Annotated in this window: 19 protein-coding genes and 1 pseudogene; 9 read left to right on the plus strand and 11 right to left on the minus strand. The window is 41.2% G+C overall.

What is annotated here, in order from left to right:
* Positions 1-101 precede the first annotated feature (101 nt).
* The 3 genes and pseudogenes from B3J29_RS12625 (at position 102) to B3J29_RS12635 (ending at position 2,976) form a co-directional block, all read left to right on the plus strand.
* Positions 102-1,655: a phospholipase D family protein gene (locus B3J29_RS12625; protein WP_004785561.1), complete on the plus strand. Its 1,554-nt coding sequence runs from the start codon at positions 102-104 to the stop codon at positions 1,653-1,655.
* A 263-nt stretch (positions 1,656-1,918) separates the two neighbouring features.
* A complete protein-coding gene (locus B3J29_RS12630; RefSeq protein ID WP_004785558.1) occupies positions 1,919-2,356 on the plus strand; it encodes a hypothetical protein in 438 nt (145 codons plus the stop codon).
* Positions 2,357-2,527: 171 nt separating this feature from the next.
* Positions 2,528-2,976, plus strand: a pseudogene (locus B3J29_RS12635) (pyridoxamine 5'-phosphate oxidase family protein).
* A gap of 60 nt (positions 2,977-3,036) precedes the next feature.
* On the opposite strand, the gene B3J29_RS12640 reads toward B3J29_RS12635, so the two are convergent.
* From B3J29_RS12640 to B3J29_RS12670, 7 genes are all read right to left on the minus strand, one after another.
* Positions 3,037-3,621 (minus strand): uracil-DNA glycosylase family protein, encoded by a 585-nt coding sequence (locus B3J29_RS12640; protein ID WP_004785554.1) that lies wholly within the window; start codon positions 3,619-3,621, stop codon positions 3,037-3,039.
* 32 nt (positions 3,622-3,653) lie between these two features.
* Positions 3,654-4,364 (minus strand): SGNH/GDSL hydrolase family protein, encoded by a 711-nt coding sequence (locus B3J29_RS12645; protein WP_004785551.1) that lies wholly within the window; start codon positions 4,362-4,364, stop codon positions 3,654-3,656.
* Between the two features lie 218 nt (positions 4,365-4,582).
* Positions 4,583-5,641, minus strand: coding sequence for a fatty acid desaturase (locus B3J29_RS12650; RefSeq protein ID WP_004785550.1), 1,059 nt, complete (start codon positions 5,639-5,641; stop codon positions 4,583-4,585).
* A gap of 412 nt (positions 5,642-6,053) precedes the next feature.
* Positions 6,054-6,797 carry an SDR family oxidoreductase gene (locus B3J29_RS12655; RefSeq protein WP_004785546.1) on the minus strand — a complete coding sequence of 248 codons (744 nt, stop codon included), beginning with the start codon at positions 6,795-6,797 and terminating at the stop codon, positions 6,054-6,056.
* Positions 6,798-6,850: 53 nt separating this feature from the next.
* A complete protein-coding gene (locus B3J29_RS12660; RefSeq protein ID WP_004785545.1) occupies positions 6,851-7,549 on the minus strand; it encodes a histidine phosphatase family protein in 699 nt (232 codons plus the stop codon).
* Complete coding sequence (locus B3J29_RS12665) at positions 7,546-8,667, minus strand: phosphotransferase family protein (RefSeq protein WP_004785543.1); 1,122 nt, start codon at positions 8,665-8,667, stop codon at positions 7,546-7,548. The genes B3J29_RS12660 and B3J29_RS12665 overlap by 4 nt, the downstream gene beginning before the upstream one ends.
* A 54-nt stretch (positions 8,668-8,721) precedes the next feature.
* A complete protein-coding gene (locus B3J29_RS12670; RefSeq protein WP_004785542.1) occupies positions 8,722-9,963 on the minus strand; it encodes an acyl-CoA dehydrogenase family protein in 1,242 nt (413 codons plus the stop codon).
* Positions 9,964-10,057: 94 nt separating this feature from the next.
* Here B3J29_RS12670 and B3J29_RS12675 point away from each other — a divergent pair, with 94 nt between their 5' ends.
* Together B3J29_RS12675 and B3J29_RS12680 are read left to right on the plus strand one after the other, a co-directional pair.
* Positions 10,058-10,975, plus strand: coding sequence for a LysR family transcriptional regulator (locus B3J29_RS12675; RefSeq protein ID WP_004785539.1), 918 nt, complete (start codon positions 10,058-10,060; stop codon positions 10,973-10,975).
* Positions 10,976-11,135: 160 nt separating this feature from the next.
* Positions 11,136-11,753, plus strand: coding sequence for a thermonuclease family protein (locus tag B3J29_RS12680; RefSeq protein WP_004785537.1), 618 nt, complete (start codon positions 11,136-11,138; stop codon positions 11,751-11,753).
* 81 nt (positions 11,754-11,834) lie between these two features.
* Here B3J29_RS12680 and B3J29_RS12685 read toward each other — a convergent pair whose 3' ends face one another.
* The 3 genes from B3J29_RS12685 to B3J29_RS12695 are packed head-to-tail and all read right to left on the minus strand — an operon-like array spanning position 11,835 to position 14,398.
* Positions 11,835-11,942, minus strand: coding sequence for a DUF2474 domain-containing protein (locus B3J29_RS12685; RefSeq protein ID WP_104426067.1), 108 nt, complete (start codon positions 11,940-11,942; stop codon positions 11,835-11,837).
* A gap of 9 nt (positions 11,943-11,951) precedes the next feature.
* Positions 11,952-12,956, minus strand: a complete 1,005-nt coding sequence (gene cydB / locus B3J29_RS12690) for a cytochrome d ubiquinol oxidase subunit II (protein ID WP_004785535.1) — start codon at positions 12,954-12,956, stop codon at positions 11,952-11,954.
* Complete coding sequence (locus tag B3J29_RS12695; RefSeq protein WP_004785534.1) at positions 12,953-14,398, minus strand: cytochrome ubiquinol oxidase subunit I; 1,446 nt, start codon at positions 14,396-14,398, stop codon at positions 12,953-12,955. Before B3J29_RS12695 ends, cydB begins: the two co-directional genes overlap by 4 nt.
* Positions 14,399-14,658: 260 nt before the next feature.
* On the opposite strand from B3J29_RS12695, the gene B3J29_RS12700 reads away from it, so the two are divergent.
* The 3 genes from B3J29_RS12700 (at position 14,659) to B3J29_RS12710 (ending at position 16,295) form a co-directional block, all read left to right on the plus strand.
* Entirely contained in the window at positions 14,659-15,102 is a 444-nt protein-coding gene (locus B3J29_RS12700) for a MarR family winged helix-turn-helix transcriptional regulator (protein WP_004785531.1), read from the plus strand.
* Positions 15,099-16,067 carry an MFS transporter gene (locus tag B3J29_RS12705; protein WP_286965734.1) on the plus strand — a complete coding sequence of 323 codons (969 nt, stop codon included), beginning with the start codon at positions 15,099-15,101 and terminating at the stop codon, positions 16,065-16,067. The genes B3J29_RS12700 and B3J29_RS12705 overlap by 4 nt, the downstream gene beginning before the upstream one ends.
* 84 nt (positions 16,068-16,151) lie before the next feature.
* Positions 16,152-16,295: a hypothetical protein gene (locus B3J29_RS12710; RefSeq protein ID WP_155757227.1), complete on the plus strand. Its 144-nt coding sequence runs from the start codon at positions 16,152-16,154 to the stop codon at positions 16,293-16,295.
* Between the two features lie 48 nt (positions 16,296-16,343).
* Here the strand turns inward: B3J29_RS12710 and B3J29_RS12715 are convergent, their stop codons facing one another.
* Positions 16,344-17,324 (minus strand): GlxA family transcriptional regulator, encoded by a 981-nt coding sequence (locus tag B3J29_RS12715; protein WP_004785527.1) that lies wholly within the window; start codon positions 17,322-17,324, stop codon positions 16,344-16,346.
* 78 nt (positions 17,325-17,402) lie between these two features.
* On the opposite strand from B3J29_RS12715, the gene B3J29_RS12720 reads away from it, so the two are divergent.
* On the plus strand, positions 17,403-19,226 hold the full coding sequence (locus B3J29_RS12720) for an acyl-CoA dehydrogenase (RefSeq protein WP_171064828.1): 1,824 nt from the start codon (positions 17,403-17,405) through the stop codon (positions 19,224-19,226).
* Positions 19,227-19,257: the final 31 nt, after the last annotated feature.

A 19,257-nucleotide genomic window follows, 5' to 3' on the forward strand; every position in this document is an offset into this window, starting at 1 on the left:
ACTGATTTACAGATGGTTAACAGTAACCTCTTTCTATTCGGAGATTCAACCATTAACATCACTAGTTGAGGAATAAAACCCCTATAACAAATGGAACATCAATGACTAAGCCCTCGTCAATTACATGTTTAAGTATTTTTGTTTTTAGCCTGACTATTTCTGGCTGTGAATTAGCTCCCAATACAGCAAAAGAAGAAGCTATTACTCCCGTACAATCGGCCCACTGGATTAGAGAGGAACAGCTACCACAGATTCAGGAAGGTAAAACGGCTTATCTGCCTTTATATGATGGTTTTATGAGTATGGCGGCAAGGTTATATCTGATCAATCAGGCCAAATACCATCTCGACCTGCAATATTACATCTGGAAAGATGACTATATTGGCAACATGATTCTCTCCCAATTATTAAAAGCCGCTGATCGAGGCGTGAAGGTTCGGGTTCAGATTGATGACCAGAACGGAACTCAACTGGATGATAAGCTGCTGGCCTTAGCTCAGCATCCTAATTTCGAAGTCAGATTATTTAATCCTTATAAATTCCGTTATTTGCGTGCCCTAGATTACGGATTCCGTATGAAATATGTTAATCCGCGCATGCATAATAAACTGATTATTGCGGATGGTACGGCAGCGGTCACAGGTGGTCGGAATATCAGTAGTGAATATTTTGATGCCAGTGAAGACTTTCAGTTTAGCGATGTTGATATTTTCTTTGCCGGAAAACCAGCACACGATGCAAATCAGACCTTTATCAAATTCTGGAACGATGATCTAAGCTATGACATCCGACAAGTTCTAAATGATTCAGGTAATCCACAACTTTTAAAACGGTTGAGAACAGAATTTAAAGAAGATGAAGTCGATAAAAATGAACTAAGACGTCGAGTCGGTATTGCGGAACAGCAGATTGATGAACAGCTGAGAAAGCGCCCGATTAAATGGGGAAATGCCTATTTTGTTGCCGATGCCCCTTCCAAGGTCCGTCGTAGCGCCCAGAATGGTGATTATATTTATACTCATATGTTGGAACTTATGGGTGAGCCCGAAGACCATCTGGAACTGGTTTCTTCTTATTTCATTCCTACTCAGGAAGGTGCGGATTATTTAAGTAAACGTGCCCAACAGGGTGTCAAAATCAGAATTTTAACCAATTCGTTCCAGGCAAATGATGTTGCTTTGGTTCATGCCTATTATCAGCAATACCGTAAACAGCTCCTCAAAAATGGAATTGAACTCTGGGAATTTAAACCCTATATTGAACGACCAAAACGGACCTGGTATGAAATTATGACCGGTAATATTATTCCGGCCAAAAATAAGAACAGTTCCAGTCTACATGCCAAATTCTTTGATCTGGATGGCATGGTATTTATTGGTTCCTTTAACTTCGATCCACGTTCTGCATATTTAAACACTGAAGTCGGTCTGGTGATTGAATCTGATCAGCTCCAAGATGAAATTACCAAGTCCTTAAACCAGTATTTACCCAGAATGGCTTATCAACTTAAGTTAAATAAACAGGGCGAGATCATTTGGCTGGAACATCAAAAAAATGGTTCAGTGATTCAGCATAATCATGACCCTGAAACAACACAATTCCAGCGTTATATGATGAATCTGGTGACAAAATTCCCGGGAGAATGGTTAATGTAATGACAGATACATTGCAATCAAATTACATTTAGTGTGGTTTTTCCTTAATTGATAGTTGGCTTTAGATATTTTAGATCTTTATTGGTAATAAGCTGAACAATATAAAATTGACTAAATCTCTAAATCGAGTTTTTCTACTTATATTTTTCAGCTTATTTCTTATACATTAATCAGATCAATGCTGACAAAGGTTTTACCTATTCCGTTGATTGCTCTAGAATTACACTTTTCCAGTATTTTGCGAATTTTCGCTTTCCACTCCCATGCAATTTTTTGATTTAAGCCGCCAGTTTAAATTCAGTGATATTCTCACCCCTGTTAAGACCTTGCAGGATCTGTCTCACCAAGAATGGTTTTTAGCCAAAGTACGGGTTGAACATGATTGCCTGTCTGATTCGGACTTAGTCGAAGGTCAGGTCGTACTTAAATCTAATCAGAATATCCAGGTCGAACTGGAATGGCTGATTCAGGATACCGGTTATGAATTACAGGTGCTATTTAAAGGTGTTGAAACCGAAGCTTCTGAAGAAACGCTGGTGATAGTTAAAGGCACGCAACTGGTCGATGAACAACAGCAACTGATTTCTGCACAGGCTTTAAGTTTATGGATTGACGGGACATTACTTCCAATGTTACCAAATATTCGCAAGGAAATTAAAGCGCGCTTAAACCTATGGGATTATGTGGAATATGATAGTTAATTCATTTTTCCATTTCTAAAATTTAAAAGAGCCATATCGGCTCTTTTTGTTCATAGGAAATTTATTTCTTATTTTTAATTGGTTAAATTGCCTTTGCCTGAATATTTTTATGGCAATGCCTATTTTAGAAATGCAGATTAAGCTTGATTAAAATAATAAAGAGAAAACATCATGATTTCCCCTTCTGAATGGCAAAATATCCGTCAGGTAGTTGCTAATGCACAGCGTGCAGCAATGTATTGTTCGATCGGAACTGTCTTCCTGGATCAGCAGTCTAATACAGGTTTCTTTTTTGATACCTACTCCACCACCTTCTCTGAAAATTTACAGCATCAGCCACTTGCATGCATTCAAGCTGTGAATAGCAGCAAACTTTTCTGGTTAAGTTCCATGTTTAAAGGAAAATTTAAGCATTATCCCGGTGTACGTTTATATGCAGAAATTGGCTATTTACGTTCTGCTACAGCGGAAGAAATTGAAAAAGTCGAATCTCGTATCTCTACATTAAATGGAGTAAAGGTAGCAAACTGATCTGGTCCAGTTTTCATCATGTGCGTGATATTAAAGTTAAGGATTATCGCTGGGTCGAATATCCTAATATGCCGATAGAAAATATTTAAACACTTTCTAAAAGTAAGTTTATTTCATAAATATACTTAAAATTTATATTTATTCATAACTCAAATTAGACCGACATGCTCGAACATCATCCGGTAACTATCTGCTTTCTTTTCCAGAGCCAAAGGATAAGCCCGGGATGAAGACGGCATCCGGTATAAATACAGCTCACGACCAATAAAATGTGCTTGGGTAGGTTCGCCTATACTTGGTTTCAACGTACCTTCAGGCATAGATAGCATCAGAGTATCTGTAGCCTTGTCGCCTGTGGTCATGATGTGGTTGCAGTCTGGCATTTTCCCTAATAGATCCTGCAAATTGGTTGGCACTATAATTTCCAGAAATTTATCGGAAGCATTTCCCTTCAGGCGTCGAATCTGATAAGCACTGTCAAAAATCGCAACCCCCGTTTCAGTTAGAAACTCACGGATTAGATGTTCCTGAAATTTTTTATTGGGTAAGTCCAAAAAGTAATCTTTATTTTTAAAGAAAATTAATCCAAATATCCGCCACATATCATTTTGGTAATTCGGATAATAAAAATTCATTTTCCAGCGCGTTGCGGGTGGCGGAAAACTGCCCAACATCAGTAATTTGGCATTGGGCGGTAAAAATGGCGGTAATGGATGGGTTTCAATATCCGACATAAACTGTTCCAGATTCAGGCATTTCAGTTATTTTAGAATGCCTGACGGATCTTGCTAGCAACTTCTTGTCCCCAAAGTGTATAAACTTCCTTACTTGGATGAAATCCATCTTGGGCCATTTGTAAATTCATGGCACGATATTTTTCAATATCGTATTCAATCCATTGCATGTTCCTCTGCTTATTCACAAATTTTTCCAGCTGCTGGTTCATGTGTTTAGCATATTGACCAAATAACCAGGCTAAAGGATTCGGTAAAGCCGGGAACATGTTCATTGGAGGAACACCGGCTGCAATCACCAGTTTTGGATTAAACTTTTGCTGGATTTTGCTATAAAACTGTTCCTGCTTCTTGATCCAGACATCGGCAGGCATGAGTTTAGTCACATCATTCACGCCGACTGAAGTCACGACCACATCATAGGATTTAGCTTCAATCTGGTCTAAAGTACGAATGACTTTTGAGGTGGTATTGCCTGTTTTTGCCTGCAACTTCCATTCAATTTCAAAGTCATTTTTTAGCTCATTCAGAATCGCGCCGAGTAAGGCATCATCCTGATGATCTACGCCCACGCCTGCTGCAGCTGAATCACCTACAATCAGTAATGAAAGTTTTTTTCCTGTTCCTGTTTGCCCTTCACGTGCACCTTCTGGTTCTGGAAGTTTTATCGTATTTTTTTTGACACGGTTACCCTGAATTATGAGCGCGGGAATTAAGGCGATAGTGGCAGCTTTGAGCAACATAATGGACTAATTTATATAAAGATATGATTGATTTTACTGCAATTTATGGATTACGAGTAATACCTCAGCAGTCATTTTTAATGAATATTCACGTAACTTAGAATTTTGTCCGTACATTGCTTTCTAATATTTGTATATAAAATTTTTACTTAACGAGTAGATTAAAAAATTAAAAAATCCCGCCATTTAGCGAGATTTTTTTTAATGTAGCTGATCTATCAAACTTTATAATCATTCCAGCGGTTCATGCGCTTGAAAGTTCCGATATCATTAAAGCGTACACCCACTTCTTTCATGACTTTATGCGCCGTTTTAGAGGTCAACTGACGTATATAAAAGGGTTCTTTGACCACAAAATGATGGATCGCATGAGTTGAACCGAAATTACAGCAAAATAACTGGAATGGTACCATCCACCATGGATTCAGTACCTGAGTCTGCTTGATGACATCGCGTGGATCAATATCACCATAATAATGCATATTGGAGCTAACGAATTGCAGGCTAAAAGAACGGATAAAATTCGGAATGATCCAAATTACTGCCAAGAAATTCACGAGCGGCATAGCTTCGATGATACTTTCCGACCAAAGCATTTCATAACCAAAGATTGGTGCAACAGCATTGCCTACATGAAAAATTACAAATAAATAGCACAGACCATAATAAATCATGCTTAATGGCAAGAAGCCCAAGAGCTGAGAAATCATTGCAACTTTACGTTCTTTTTCAGGTTGTTTTTCCATAAAAAGATGAATCATCTTAAACATCTGAAATGGGCGTAAATAGACCGACATCAACTGGTCACTTATCACTAGTATGCGGCGAATCCCCCATGGCATACCATTACTGATGCCACGTTCTTCAAGATCATATTCAGTGCCTGAATATTTATGGTGATGCAAATGCATGCGTCGGCGAGCCCATGGACTAATTGTATTTGGACGAGCCAGCCACACTAAAGCCAACATTAAATGATGTGCCCAAGGCGTTTTTTTAAAATACATATAATGAATCAGGTCATGTTCCAATTCATGTGTCAGTGAAGCAAAAATTGCAATCAATGGAATGGTGAACCATGCCGAAAGATGACCATATCCATATGCCAATGCGCATGCGATCATCCCCGTCCAGGCAAAACCTAAAATACTCGCACCAATAAAATTCTGATGTTTGAGTATAGGATAACGGGTACGTATTTCTTCCCCGGCCTGTGTAACGATATTTCTGACCTTAGAGATTCGCTGTTGGTCAGTCATATCCGAAGATGTAGACATATGGACAACCTTTGATTTCTAAACAGTTGTACATTAAAGGAATTTATAAAAAAGAGAAGTTATCTTTCTACTTTCGCAGCGAGTATGTCCAAGTTTTGGGCAGTTTTAGTAATTTTTTTAAGATCAACAATAAAGCAGAAAAATAAGGAGATATTTTCTATAAAATTTATCGTCTAAAAATTCTTTTCTTAAAAATTTAATTATCTCTATTCTGATAAAATTTTTATTTTTATATAGAAATAAAATTTATTCATCATCAAAGTGTTAATGACTTTTAGGGATTTAACCAAACATCCTAATAATTTATAACGCCTTTAAATCCGATACCAGAATTATCCAACCTACTTTTATCCAAATTTTTAAATACTAAAAATTAAAAAAGCCCCTGATGGAGCTTTTTTGAATTGAAGTTTTAACCTAATTTATTGACTAATTTTAGCGGTAATACTTTCATTGCCAAACCGAGTGGCAACCAAGGCCACTTCGGTACATAAGCTTTGACTGGCGCTTTTTCAATTTCTTCTGCCAATAGACGTGAACCCGTTTTCTCATCCACTTCAAACGGTAATTTTTTCGCGCCTTCATTGATTTCAGTACGAATATAGCCTGGGAAAATGGTCGTAACTTTAATTGGTGTATCAATTAGCTCAGCACGAATGCCTTCAGCCAGATGTGCAACCCCTGCCTTACTTGCGCCATAAGCGGTCAAGTGTTTTGGCATACCACGCATTGCGCTCATCGATGAAATCATCACCAGATGACCGGAGTTTTGTGCGCGGAAAATTTCCACTGCAGCTTCACATTGTGCCAATGCAGAAATAAAGTTGGTTTCGACAGTGGCTTTATTGATTGCAAAATTACCTTTACCAATCCGGCGGCCTTCACCTACACCGGCATTGACAATAATCCGGTCAATGGTGCCAAAGTCTTCTTTAAAGGCACGGAAAACCTCAAAAACCTGATCATAATTGGTCACATCCAGTGTTTTGGCAATGACTTTAATATCATATTGGCTTTCGAGTTCCTGCTTCAAAGTTTCCAAACGTTCCAGACGACGTGCACAAATCGCCAGGTTATACCCTTTTTTTGCAAATTCACGTGCCATACCGGCACCAATCCCTGAACTTGCACCAGTAATTAAAATCGTTTTAGCCATATTTTTACCCTATCCCTTTATTTTTTTCTAAGGTGTTTTATCTTCAAAAATTTTTAAATCCAGGTTAGCAGGTCTGGACGTTGTGCTTTAATAAAATGATGTTCATTCAAGCTGAGTAGCTGGGGTTCATTTCCGACCAGACGTAATGTAGTAATGCTGGTATTAGTAATTGCCCAGTTTAAAGCGAAAGTTTTCTCTGGACTCAGACCCAGGATTTTGCCTACCGCGACAGAGATGACACCACCCGAGGTATACACGATTGCATAGCGCGGCTTAGTTTGCGCAAGCTGGTCACATAAATTTTGCAAACCGGTTTCTACACGGCTTTTAAAATTGGGCCAGGATTCATCATATTCGTGGTGATAATCATCACAGATCCATCGAGCAATCGCTCCACTAAAGATCTTGCTCAGATAATCCCGTGGATTAGCATGTTCTGAGACATCCTGCTTCAGCAGTTCTGGCTGATTAAAACGCGGTTCATAACGGGCAAAGACCTGCTGATGATTAAACTCATTCCAGGCACTATCGGTCAAAATCTCGCTTTCAGGAAAACATTCATCTAGAGATAACTGCGCCGTTTGTTGATGACGTTGCATAGAACCAGCCACTACATACGGTGCTTCTTTCAGAATTTCATCAAAATAACGACCGAGCAATTTTGCCTGTAGTTCCCCATTTGGCGAAAGCTGATCATAACTGGCTGCCCCGAAAGATGCCTGCCCATGCCGGATCAAGTAAATGGTGGTCATTTTGGCATTAACTCTTTAAATTTCAGGATATATTTTTGTGCAATGTCATTGGCTTCAAGCTTTTGTAGACCAATCAGTTTTAATGCACGGATATGCAAGGCATGAATCACTACCCAAAAATCCTTAAAGGCCGGATTGTTGGTTTGTTTGTGGTAATAACGGTAATAGATCTGCTGAGCAATCACTGAGAGACGGAAAATCCCAAACACTTCATAGAATGTCCAGTTTTCCGGTTGCAGACCGGTTTTCTCCAGATAGTAATCCACCACTTCTTTACGGGTAAACATACCTTTTAAATTGGTGGGCTGACGACGTGTTGCTTTAAAAATGGCATTGTCCGTATCTTCTACCCAATAAGCCAAGGCAGAACCCAAGTCCATCAGCGGATCACCTAGGGTGGCCATTTCCCAGTCCAGCACCCCAATAACTTCAGTTGGGTTTTCTGGATCTAAAATGACATTATCAAAACGCCAGTCATTGTGAATAACACAGGTTTTAGAATCAGATGGAATATTATCTTTCAGCCAGTTACGCACGTATTTAAAAGATGGAACATTTAATGTTTTGGCTTTTTCGTAACGTGCATCCCAGCCTTCTACCTGACGACGGCAATAGCCTTCACCTTTGCCTAACTTTTCCAGTTCTGTACCAGTGTAAGGAACTTGGTGTAGTTCGATCAGCTTATCAATCACATTAATACATAGAGTTTTGATATCTGGTTCAGTCAGTTGTAATTCAGGCGGCAGCTTGGCACGCGGAATAATACCTTCAATGCGTTTCATCACATAAAAATTACAGCCAATGACTGATTCATCCTGACAAAGTGCCACCATTTCAGGTACGACTGGATAGTGTTCAGCCAAAGCTTTTTGTACATGATATTCACGTGCCATGTCATGCGCAGATTTAGCTTTAGTCCCTTGAGGCGGACGACGTAGAATCAAATCGGCATTGGCATATTGCAAACGATAAGTCCAGTTTGAAGCTCCACCGGAATATTGAGTAAGCTCTAAAGGACCTTCTACATTTACTCCTTGTTGAGTTAACCAATCTGTGATGGCCTGTACATCCAGTTCCTCACCTTCACGAACTGATCCACCTACATCAATGACCGCCATAATTTTTCCTTAAAATCTTCTAATACGTTTCAATGGTCTGTATATAAAGCCAGCTTATTTTTTACGACGTGTGCTATAACCACGTTTTGCCAGTTCCAGCTTGGCAATCATACCTTTATGCACTTCATCCGGACCATCAGCCAGACGTAAGGCACGGGCTTGGGCAAAGAATCCGGTCAGCGGTGTATCACGAGAAACACCCGCACCACCGTGGATCTGAATCGCCATATCCACAACTTTTTCCAGTACACTTGGCGCAACGACTTTAATTGCAGAAATTTCAGTCAGTGCTGCCATATTCCCTAAAGTATCCATTTTATAGGCAGCATACAAGGTTAATAATCGAGCCTGATCAATGGCAACGCGAGCTTCTGCGACACGTTCCAGGTTACCACCCAGTTTTAAAATCTCTTTACCAAATGCGGTACGGCTCATACCCCGATCAATCATAAGTTCTAATGATTTTTCAGCAGCACCGATGCAACGCATACAATGGTGAATACGGCCTGGCCCTAAACGCCCTTGGGCAATTTCAAAGCCTTGACCTGCACCCCCAATAAAATTCGAAACTGGAACACGAACATTATCGAAGCTGACTTCGCCGTGGCCATGTGGTGCATCATAATCACCAAAGACTGGAAGCATCCGTTCAATTTTCACGCCTGCAGTATCGACTGGAACTAAAACCATGGAATGCTGATGATGACGGTCTTTGGATTCATCCGGTGTATGTGCCATAAAGATGATGATTTTGGCATTTGGATCACCCAAACCCGAAGACCACCATTTACGACCATTCAAAACAATTTCATCACCTTCAACTACTGCCGTCGCCTGCATATTGGTAGCATCACTTGAAGCCACAGCAGGTTCAGTCATACAGAACACTGAACGGATTTTCCCTTCCAGAAGTGGCATCAACCATTGCTGTTTTTGTTCTTCAGAACCATAGCGCCACAATACTTCCATATTACCGCTATCTGGCGCATTACAGTTAAAGACGGTAGGTGCAATCAGGCTTCGTCCAGAAAGTTCAGCGATATGTGCATATTCCTGAACGGATAATCCCTGACCTAATTCTGGACAAGGCAAAAACATATTCCAGAGACCTGCCGCTTTGGCTTTATCTTTCAATATTTCAAGCTCTGCCGGCCATTGCCATTTGGTCCAGTCGCCACCTTGATTCAGTTGATGCACCTGATGCCAGAAACCAGCCTCGACAGGTTCAATTTCATCAGTAATAAACTTTTTTGTTCTATTTAAATAATCCTGTGCTCGTGCAGACAAATCAAACATTGCTTTATCCCTCTGAATATTCTAATTCATACGCTTTACAATACCTTAACCCAAAATATATTATGAATAAAATGATTTAATTCCATATAGCAGTATGCATAGTATTCATTCAAAAACCGTGATGGACCTACGAAATTTTCATCGTATTGATATTAATCTTTATCCACTTTTTATTGCCATTTACGAACAAAACAGTATTTCTAAAGCCGCGCAAATTCTATCGATAAGCCAGTCAGCGGCCAGTCATGCTTTACAACGTTTAAGACAGCATTTACAGGATGATTTATTTGTGCGAACGGGTAGCAAGATGCAGCCCACACCGTTTGCGGATCAGATCTATCCTGAAATTAAAAATGCACTTTTTGCGATTCAGAATATTTCGATGCAGCATCAGCAATTCAGACCGGAATTGATTCATAGCTTAAAAATCGCTGTACATGATGAAATTGAACCCATGATATTTCCAAAATTGGTTCAACATTTTCAAAAAATTAACCTGGATCTTCAGCTGAGTAGCATGAAACTCGACCGTAAAAATATTGCTGCAGATCTCGCCTCTCAACAGGTCGATTTTGTCATTGATCTGGAGCAAAGTATTAGTGAAAAAATTCAGTTTGAACGACTGGTACAAGATGAATTCGTGGTCTGTACACAACAAACAGAAATGAATGAACAGATTTATCTGGCCTCACCTCATATTGGCGTTTCCTCACGCCGTACGGGAGTTTTAGTTGAAGATATATATTTAAGTCGAAAACATTATTCTCGGCAGATTTTTTTACGTTGTCAGCACTATTCCACAGCCCTGCAAATTCTGGAACAGCAAAAGACTGCCATGCTGACAATTCCTAAAAATGTATTGACACATCTACAGTTAGCAAACTGTCTGAATATTTTTGACGTTCCTGTACAACTGCCGAAAATTAATATGGGGATGTATTGGCATAAAGATCTGCAAGAAAATAAAAGACATCGATTTTTGAGAAATGAAATTTATAAAATTTTTACTTAGGCTATTTATCAGATGATTTAAAATTGCTTAGGCTATTTTATTATCAGGTTTTAGGATTGAGATTGGCCTAATTTGCTAGTACTTAGGCTATTTTATCGGTACAAAACTAAACACTGATTGATGACTTTTTAAGCCTTATGCGGAGTGGCTTTGATCTAAAATGGCTCAACTTTTAGCTGTGTTTATGCGGCTGTTTTTGCTGATTTGGATCTTGCCCTTGTTACATCTCTCCACCACCTGGCAAATTGTGCTGGGCTTCGTACTTCTGTGTTTTTCCTATTATCTGCTGCATAAAATTACGGTGTATTTAAAGGACCTATTTCGCCCCTTTAAGAAAGGTAAGAAATACTGGTGCCGGGTTAGTGCTGTCAGTGATGGCGATACCCTCACCTGCTACCGTTTTAATATCCGTCGCTCTGAGACCAAACTGCGCTTTGCTTATGTCGATGCACCTGAATCTTCACAGGCCTATGGTAAGGAATCGTTACGCCTGGTTCAAAGTATGGTTAAAAATAAAATGATTCGTGTACAAATTACTGATATTGACCGATATGGTCGCTGTGTCGGTGTGGTCTATCGTTATCGCAAGAATATCAATGAAGAGATTGTGAAACGTGGTGCGGCATGGGTTTATGAGGAATATATCCGGGATAAAAACCATTTACGCTATATGATGGAACTACAGAATAAAGCCAAAAAGCAGAAAAAAGGGTTATGGAAAAATAGCCGCCCTGTCCGTCCAAGTGTGTATCGTAAACAGATCAAAGCCTCATCTTGATTTTAAAGATCTAAAATTTAGCTTATAAAAAAGGGATCTGTACTAACAAATCCCTTTTGCTTGTTCAGTTCATATGATGACCTAATAGGCCAAATGTACCAGAAAGCGGAATGCCCCTGCAATAAGTGCCAGTGTCAAAAAACCTGCAAGCCATAAGCCTACAAACCATACTATCTGTTTGCGTGTCATACCCGCTCCTTAATGATAACCATCATCACCAACACGCACCTTGTGTCGGAATACCCAATAGGACATGCAGGTATAAATCACGATAATCGGAATCAGGACTAAGGCTCCAATCAAAGCAAATAACTGACTATTTTCATGTGCCGCTGCCTGCCAGATCGTGACTGATGGTGGAATAATATAAGGCCACAGACTAATCAGAAAACCGGTATATGCCAGGAATACCAGCACTAACATATAGGAAAATGGGCCTAGTTCACTGCGTCTTTTACAGGCACGTAAGGCCAGCCAGGTAAACAATATGACCAGGATCGGTACGGGCATAAAGTAGGTAAATTGAGGCTGGCTGAACCAGCGCTCCGCAATTTGCGGATGGGTCAACGGCGTATAAACACTAACAGCACCTAGAATAATCAATAAGGCTACAATCAGCTTCGGCATCAGTTTAAACATGCGATCCTGTAAATCATCACCGGTTTTATAAATGAGCCATCCACAGCCTAATGCTGCATATAGCACCACGACACTGATTCCTGTAAAGATACTAAATGGACTGAGCCAATCCAGACCACCACCTACATAGACACCATTTCGTGTTTCAATTCCCTGAATATATGCACCCAGGATCATCCCTTGCAAGAAACTGGTGATGATCGATCCACCTATAAAAGCTTTATCCCACCAGTGTTTGCTTTTATTCGCCTTAAAACGGAACTCAAAAGCAACACCACGAAAAATCAAGGCGATCACCATCAGGATAATGGGCATATACAGTGCTGAGAGTACCGTCGAATAAGCCAATGGAAAGGCAGCAAATAATCCAGCGCCCCCTAGAACCATCCAAGTTTCATTACCATCCCAGACCGGAGCGACCGTATTCATCATGACATCGCGTTCATCCTGATGCGGGAAGAATGGAAATAGAATGCCAATGCCCAGATCGAAACCATCGAGAATAGTATAGACCAGTACACCCAGTCCAATAATCGCAATCCAAATTAATGATAAATCAATCATTTTTTATCCTCCTGATCCGGATGTTCAGGAACCTCTTCAATACGTTCGCGAATACTGCTCAATGGTCGACGGGAAGCCTGAACCACATCGCTATCCGATTCATGATGTGGTCTGGAATGAATAAATTCTGGACCTCTATGCATTAGGCGCAACATGTAGAAAATTCCTACGCCAAAAACAACGCAGTACACCACCACAAAGATAATCAAGGTCAAACCGACCTGTTCAGCGGACACTGGTGATAATGCATCTTTGGTCCGCATAATGCCGTAGACAACCCAAGGCTGACGGCCGACTTCTGTGGTAAACCATCCTGCCAGCATGGCAAGAAATCCGGATGGACCCATGATGAGTGCAAAACGATGCAGACCACGTGACTCATAAAAACGTCCTCGGGTACGTGACCATAGCCCCCATAATGCAAGCAAGAGCATCAACATACCCATCCCGACCATAATCCGGAAACTCCAGAACACGACCAGTGAATTGGGTCGATCTTCAGGCGCAAAATCTTTAAGCCCCGTGACTTTTCCATCCATAGAGTGCGTCAGAATCAGGCTACCCAATTTAGGAATACCAATTGCATATTTGGTTTCTTCCGCTTGCATGTCTGGAATCCCAAAAAGGTATAAAGGCATTCCTTCATCATGATTGGTTTCCCAATGGCCTTCCATCGCGGCCAGTTTGGCTGGCTGATGTTCAAGTGTATTCAGACCATGCATATCCCCCACAAAAATCTGTAAAGGTGCAAGTGCCAGAATCAGCCACATGGCCATGGAAAATGAAGTTTTAACTAAAGGATCGCGACGACCCTTGATCAGATGCCATGCCGCTGTTGAAGCTACAAGTAAGGCCGAGACCAGAAAGGCGGCCATCGCCATATGGGCCAGACGATAAGGAAAAGACGGGTTAAATACGATCGCTACCCAGTCCTGCGGGACGATCAGGCCGTTTTCAATCGCAAAACCTTGTGGGGTCTGCATCCAGCTATTGGAAGATAAAATCCAGAACATGGAAATACAGGTGCCGACTGCGACCATTAAAGTGGAGAAAAAGTGTGCTCGTGGGCCAACCCGATTCCAGCCAAAGAGCATGATGCCCAGGAATCCGGCTTCTAAAAAGAACGCAGTTAAAACTTCATAAGCCAGCAAGGGTCCGGTCACACTTCCAGCGACCCGGGAAAACTCACTCCAGTTAGTTCCGAACTGATAGCTCATTACCACACCGGATACGACGCCCATACCAAATGCGACGGCGAAAATTTTGACCCAAAACTTGAACAGATCCTGAAAAATCGGATTTTTAGTCTTTAACCAGCGCCATTCCAGAATAGCCAAAAAACTTGCTAATCCGATTGAAATTGCAGGAAAGATAATATGAAAAGATACAGTAAAGGCGAACTGTATGCGTGCTAACTCTAATGCAGTTAAACCCAGAGTCATAAACTTCACCTATGCAGTGTTATGTGGCATATCTGCCCTTCAGTTATTAAGTGATGGATTTTTCTAGTGCTTAGGTAGCTTAGGCTGAATCATTCTTAAAAGTATGTAGTCTTTTGTTGATTATTTTTTAATCAAGTTAAAGACTTGTAATAACTTAGTCAAAAAGACGTTAACCATGCAAAAATTTTCAAAATTTCCCTCTTGTCTAATTGAATAAAGAGGCGTAAATTAGGCACAATTTAGTTAGCCAGGTTAACTATATGTTTCAACCCTCTTCCAGATTTCGTTCACTGTTGCTGCGTTGCGCACGACTCATGAGTGATGAAATCAATACTATTTTATTATCCTCCCAACTTAATTATTCCTTATGGCAAGTGCTCTATACCATTCAATCCCAACAGCAATGCACACTGGTTGATATTTCAAGCTATTTAAATGTTTCAAAACCAAGCATAACCAAACGTATCCAGCATTTAAGTGAACTCGACTTAATCTGCCAGATCGAAACCGAAGATAAACGTCAAAAGGTATTTAAACTCAGCGAGCAAGGGGTTAAAACCTTTAACCTGTGTTCTAAACAGATTGATGCTTTTGAAGATCAGTTACTGCAACAGATTGACGCAGATGATCTGCAAAGCAGTAAAAATACTTTGGTTCAACTGATTCAGCAATTACACCCTTCATCTCAGGAAACGCCACAATGAGCCAAGATCAAGCCCGCTTATGGACCCCTAATTTCGTCCTGGTCAGTCTGGTTAATTTCCAGCTTGTTCTGGTGTTTTACCTGCTGGTGATTGTGATTGTCGGTTTCTCGGTCGCTGAACTGGGAGCATCGACTGCACAAGCCGGTCTGGTATCCGGTCTGTTTATTGTCGGAACGTTAATTGGACGCTTATTTATTGGGAAATTACTGAATCGTCTAGGGCTGAAAAATACTCTGGTGATTGGCCTGACTGGCTTTTTGCTATTTTCCGGACTTTATATGATTCCGGCCAAACTAGAAGTGTTATTGGGTATTCGTCTGATCCACGGCTTTATGATGGGTATGGCCTCTACCGTACTCGGCACAGTAATTGCGCAAACCATTCCGGCAACACGACGTGGTGAAGGTATCGGTTATTTCAGTATGAGCAGTACGCTTGGTACAGCGATTGGTCCTTTTGTCGGGATCTGGCTGATGACGAATTTTAATTATCAGGTGATTTTTATCTTCACCACTATCGTTGCGCTCAGCTGCCTGATCTGCGGTCTGTTTATCCAGCCGCCGCGCCTTAAAGCGAGTGGTACATCAACTTCCTCTGTTCCACAATCTGCCAGTAAACTCGCTCAATATGTAGAGCCCAATGCCTTGCCGATTGCNNCACAAAACTCTGTGATGTTACTGGCGAGTGCCGCGTTATTAGGTTTTGGTTTCGGGAATATCCAGTCCGTGTGTCAAACCATTGCTGTGAAAAGTACCACCTTGCAACGGATGGGTCTCGCCACCTCAACCTTCTTTATTGCACTGGATGCAGGTCTTGGTTTCGGCCCTTATTTCCTCGGCATGCTGCTGGATCAGGTGGGTTATCGTCAGCTTTATCTGTTCTCTGCATTGCTTACCTTTAGCTGTCTAATCTGGTATTACCTGCTGCATGGCCGCAAGGTTAAATCGACCTCAGTTAAAGCTTAAACGAGTTGATTCAATACTTTTTTAAACGGGCATCAAGCCCGTTTTTTATATCTCAACTTATTTTTGGGGATTAGTTCAGCCTTTTTGATCATCATCGGATTTAAAGGCTTCGGACTAAAATGGTTAGAACGTGAAGTTTTTATTTACTGGATTATGTTTACAGGCTTCCTGCAAAGTATCACTTCAACCATTTATACGCATTATCTACGTAAAGACATCTTTAGCTAATATGTATTATATCAAGAGAGATTTTCGAATCTCTCTTTTTATCAAAATCTAGAAACGTCGGCTAAAACGACGGCGATATTCTAAGGGTGTTAACCCTGTTTTTTTATAAAATAAACGCCGAAATGAGCTTGGATCCTGATAGCCGACATTTTGCATAATCAGATCTATTGCCTGATCAGTTTCCTCAAGCCGTTTGCGTGCTGCTTCAATGCGAATGGCTTGTAGATACTGGTTCGGTGCAATATTTAGCGCCTGCTTAAAATGCCGGATTAAAGTACGAGTGGTAACATTAAAACGTTCTGCCAGTGCATTCAAAGTGAATTCTTCATGAAAATGCTGCTCTAACCAGTCCTGAACTTTTTGCACCAGTTCATCATGATGAGGTTGACCAATCTTCATTAATGAATAAGAGAGTTGGCTATCGCGTCGATAATCAATCACAAAGGATTTGGCAGATTGCATGGCAACTTCAAAACCATAGAAACGTTCAATCAGATGCAAGCCTAAGTCAAACCAGGCCAAGCCTCCACCTGCACAGTAAATATTCTGATCCCGGCTAATCATCAGATCGGCATTGAGTTTGACCTGAGGATAACGGGCACGAAACATGTCCTGAAATCCCCAATGCGTTGTCGCCACACGTCCATCTAATATGCCGGCTTCTGCCAGAAAGAAATTCCCGGTGCAGTTTCCAGCGATTAAGGTGGATTGTGCATGAGCGGAAGTTAAAAACTGAATCAGGCCTGGATTTTCATCCAGTACCTCTTGAATAGGTGCGGCAATGGTCGGCACTACCAGAATATCTGCTGTTTGAATCTCTTTATACGCACAATGAGCTTGCAATTCCAGACCATTAATACAACGAATTGGCTGTCCATCTGGACTTGCGATCCTGACTTTAAACAGGCGTTGCACATCCTGCTGCTGAATCCGGTTCCAGCTCACGCCAGCCATAGCAAATAAATCGACGACACCTGTAATTGCTGAAGCCAAAGCACCATCAAAGCCTAAAATCACTACCTGTTGCATATTTTTCTATTTGTCGTTTTTCACCCGATTCATGTCATTATTGACAATCCTCCTTGATAAATGCAACTGCTAGTCTTGATGCTATCTCAAGGATTACACATTCAGGATCGTACTGTGACTCAGCTGATTAATGATAAAGACCTCAATTTTCTGCTTTATGATGTTTTCAAACTCGAAGCCTTAACTGACCTGGAACGTTATCAGGATCATGACAAAAATACCTTTGATAGCATTCTGGAAACGGCAAAAGGCATCGCGACCGATTATTTTGCGCCGCATAATGCCAAGGCTGATCACCACGAACCGAGCTTTGATGGCAAACAGGTGAAGACTATTGATGAAGTGAAAATAGCATGGCAACAATTTGCTGATGCTGGTCTACTCTGCGCCCAGCATGATTACGCAGACGGCGGCATGCAATTGCCGACTTTGGTGAATATGGCCTGCAATGCCTATTTTATGTCGGCGAATCCTTCGACTGTTGCCTACTCTTTTCTGACAGCCGCTGCAGCAAATCTGATTCAGGCCTTTGCTTCTTCAGAACAAAAACAAATGTTCTTGCCGCATATGCTCAGTGGCCGCTTTGCCGGGACTATGGCGATGACCGAGCCGAATGTAGGTTCCTCTTTGGGAGATCTGACCACTAAAGCGATTTCTCAGGCAGATGGAAGCTATAAAATTAAAGGCCAAAAAATGTTTATTTCTGGTGGTGATCAGGACATTACTGAAAATATTGTGCATCTGGTTCTGGCTCGTATCCAAGATGCACCACAAGGCGTAAAAGGTATTTCCCTATTCATCGTGCCGAAACTCAAAACCAATACAGATGGCACTTTAGGTGAATCCAATGATGTCCAGCTGGCTGGCCTGCTACACAAAATGGGCTATCGCGGCACTACTTCAACAGTGCTAAGCTTTGGGGAAAATGACAATTGCTTAGGCTATTTAATTGGTGAAGCGGGGCATGGCTTAAAATACATGTTCAAGATGATGAATGAAGCACGTGTCGGTGTTGGTCTCGGTGCAGCCATGATTGGTTATCGTGGTTATCTGGAATCTCTGAACTATGCCAAAAACCGTCCTCAAGGCCGGCTGGTTCATGAAAAAACACCTGATGCCAAGCCCGTGAATATCATTGAGCATACTGATGTCAAACGCATGTTATTAGCACAAAAGTCTTATGTTGAAGGTGCTTTGGCGCTGTGCTTATTTGCAGCCCGCTTAATTGATGAACATCAGGCTGTACAAGATGAAGATAGTGCTATTTTGCTGGATCTCATTACACCCGTGGTCAAGTCCTTCCCTTCTGCCTATGGTCCTAAAGCCAATGATCTGGCGATTCAGGTCTTGGGTGGTGCGGGCTATACGCGTGAATATCCGGTTGAGCAATGCTATCGTGATAACCGCCTTAATCCGATTCATGAAGGCACTTATGGGATTCAGTCTCTGGATCTATTAGGCCGTAAACTCTGGCAGCACAATGGCAAAGGCCTGACTCTGCTCATGCAACGCATCCAGAAAACCTTATTTGAGATTCAGGATAGTAAGTTAACAGAACTGGCAGATGTCTATAAACAGCATCTTGCCACTGTGCAAAAGACCACTCAGGTTTTAGGTCAGGCTCTGCATCAAGGCAACGTTAGTGAAGCTTTGGCCAATTCTGGCCTATATCTGGATATGATGGGCAAAACTATTATTGCGTGGTTGTGGCTGGAAATGGCTAATCAGGCTCAACTTAAATTTGGCACATCTTCTCAACAGGAAGATAAAGCTTTTCTGGCAGGTAAAATTCAGGCAGCTCAATATTTTATTCAGTGGGAACTGCCTGAAATTGAACATCAGGCTAAATTACTGATGAACTTCGATGACACCTGTCTAAATATGCAAAGTGACTGGTTCTAATTAAAAATCATAGGACTTACGCATTGACGGA

Source organism: Acinetobacter sp. UBA5984 (assembly GCF_002429925.1).
In the GTDB taxonomy this organism is placed as follows: domain Bacteria; phylum Pseudomonadota; class Gammaproteobacteria; order Pseudomonadales; family Moraxellaceae; genus Acinetobacter; species Acinetobacter variabilis.

Coding starts and splice junctions, on each gene's coding strand:
- B3J29_RS12630 (WP_004785558.1), top strand. CDS start 1,919: ATGCAATTTTTTGATTTAAGCCGCCAGTTTAAATTCAGTGATATTCTC.
- B3J29_RS12720 (WP_171064828.1), top strand. CDS start 17,403: ATGCTATCTCAAGGATTACACATTCAGGATCGTACTGTGACTCAGCTG.
- B3J29_RS12640 (WP_004785554.1), bottom strand. CDS start 3,621: ATGTCGGATATTGAAACCCATCCATTACCGCCATTTTTACCGCCCAAT.
- B3J29_RS12660 (WP_004785545.1), bottom strand. CDS start 7,549: ATGACCACCATTTACTTGATCCGGCATGGGCAGGCATCTTTCGGGGCA.
- B3J29_RS12645 (WP_004785551.1), bottom strand. CDS start 4,364: ATGTTGCTCAAAGCTGCCACTATCGCCTTAATTCCCGCGCTCATAATT.
- B3J29_RS12625 (WP_004785561.1), top strand. CDS start 102: ATGACTAAGCCCTCGTCAATTACATGTTTAAGTATTTTTGTTTTTAGC.
- B3J29_RS12655 (WP_004785546.1), bottom strand. CDS start 6,797: ATGGCTAAAACGATTTTAATTACTGGTGCAAGTTCAGGGATTGGTGCC.
- B3J29_RS12670 (WP_004785542.1), bottom strand. CDS start 9,963: ATGTTTGATTTGTCTGCACGAGCACAGGATTATTTAAATAGAACAAAA.
- B3J29_RS12650 (WP_004785550.1), bottom strand. CDS start 5,641: ATGTCTACATCTTCGGATATGACTGACCAACAGCGAATCTCTAAGGTC.
- B3J29_RS12675 (WP_004785539.1), top strand. CDS start 10,058: ATGCATAGTATTCATTCAAAAACCGTGATGGACCTACGAAATTTTCAT.
- B3J29_RS12685 (WP_104426067.1), bottom strand. CDS start 11,942: ATGACACGCAAACAGATAGTATGGTTTGTAGGCTTATGGCTTGCAGGT.
- B3J29_RS12665 (WP_004785543.1), bottom strand. CDS start 8,667: ATGGCGGTCATTGATGTAGGTGGATCAGTTCGTGAAGGTGAGGAACTG.
- cydB (WP_004785535.1), bottom strand. CDS start 12,956: ATGATTGATTTATCATTAATTTGGATTGCGATTATTGGACTGGGTGTA.
- B3J29_RS12680 (WP_004785537.1), top strand. CDS start 11,136: ATGGCTCAACTTTTAGCTGTGTTTATGCGGCTGTTTTTGCTGATTTGG.
- B3J29_RS12695 (WP_004785534.1), bottom strand. CDS start 14,398: ATGACTCTGGGTTTAACTGCATTAGAGTTAGCACGCATACAGTTCGCC.
- B3J29_RS12700 (WP_004785531.1), top strand. CDS start 14,659: ATGTTTCAACCCTCTTCCAGATTTCGTTCACTGTTGCTGCGTTGCGCA.
- B3J29_RS12715 (WP_004785527.1), bottom strand. CDS start 17,324: ATGCAACAGGTAGTGATTTTAGGCTTTGATGGTGCTTTGGCTTCAGCA.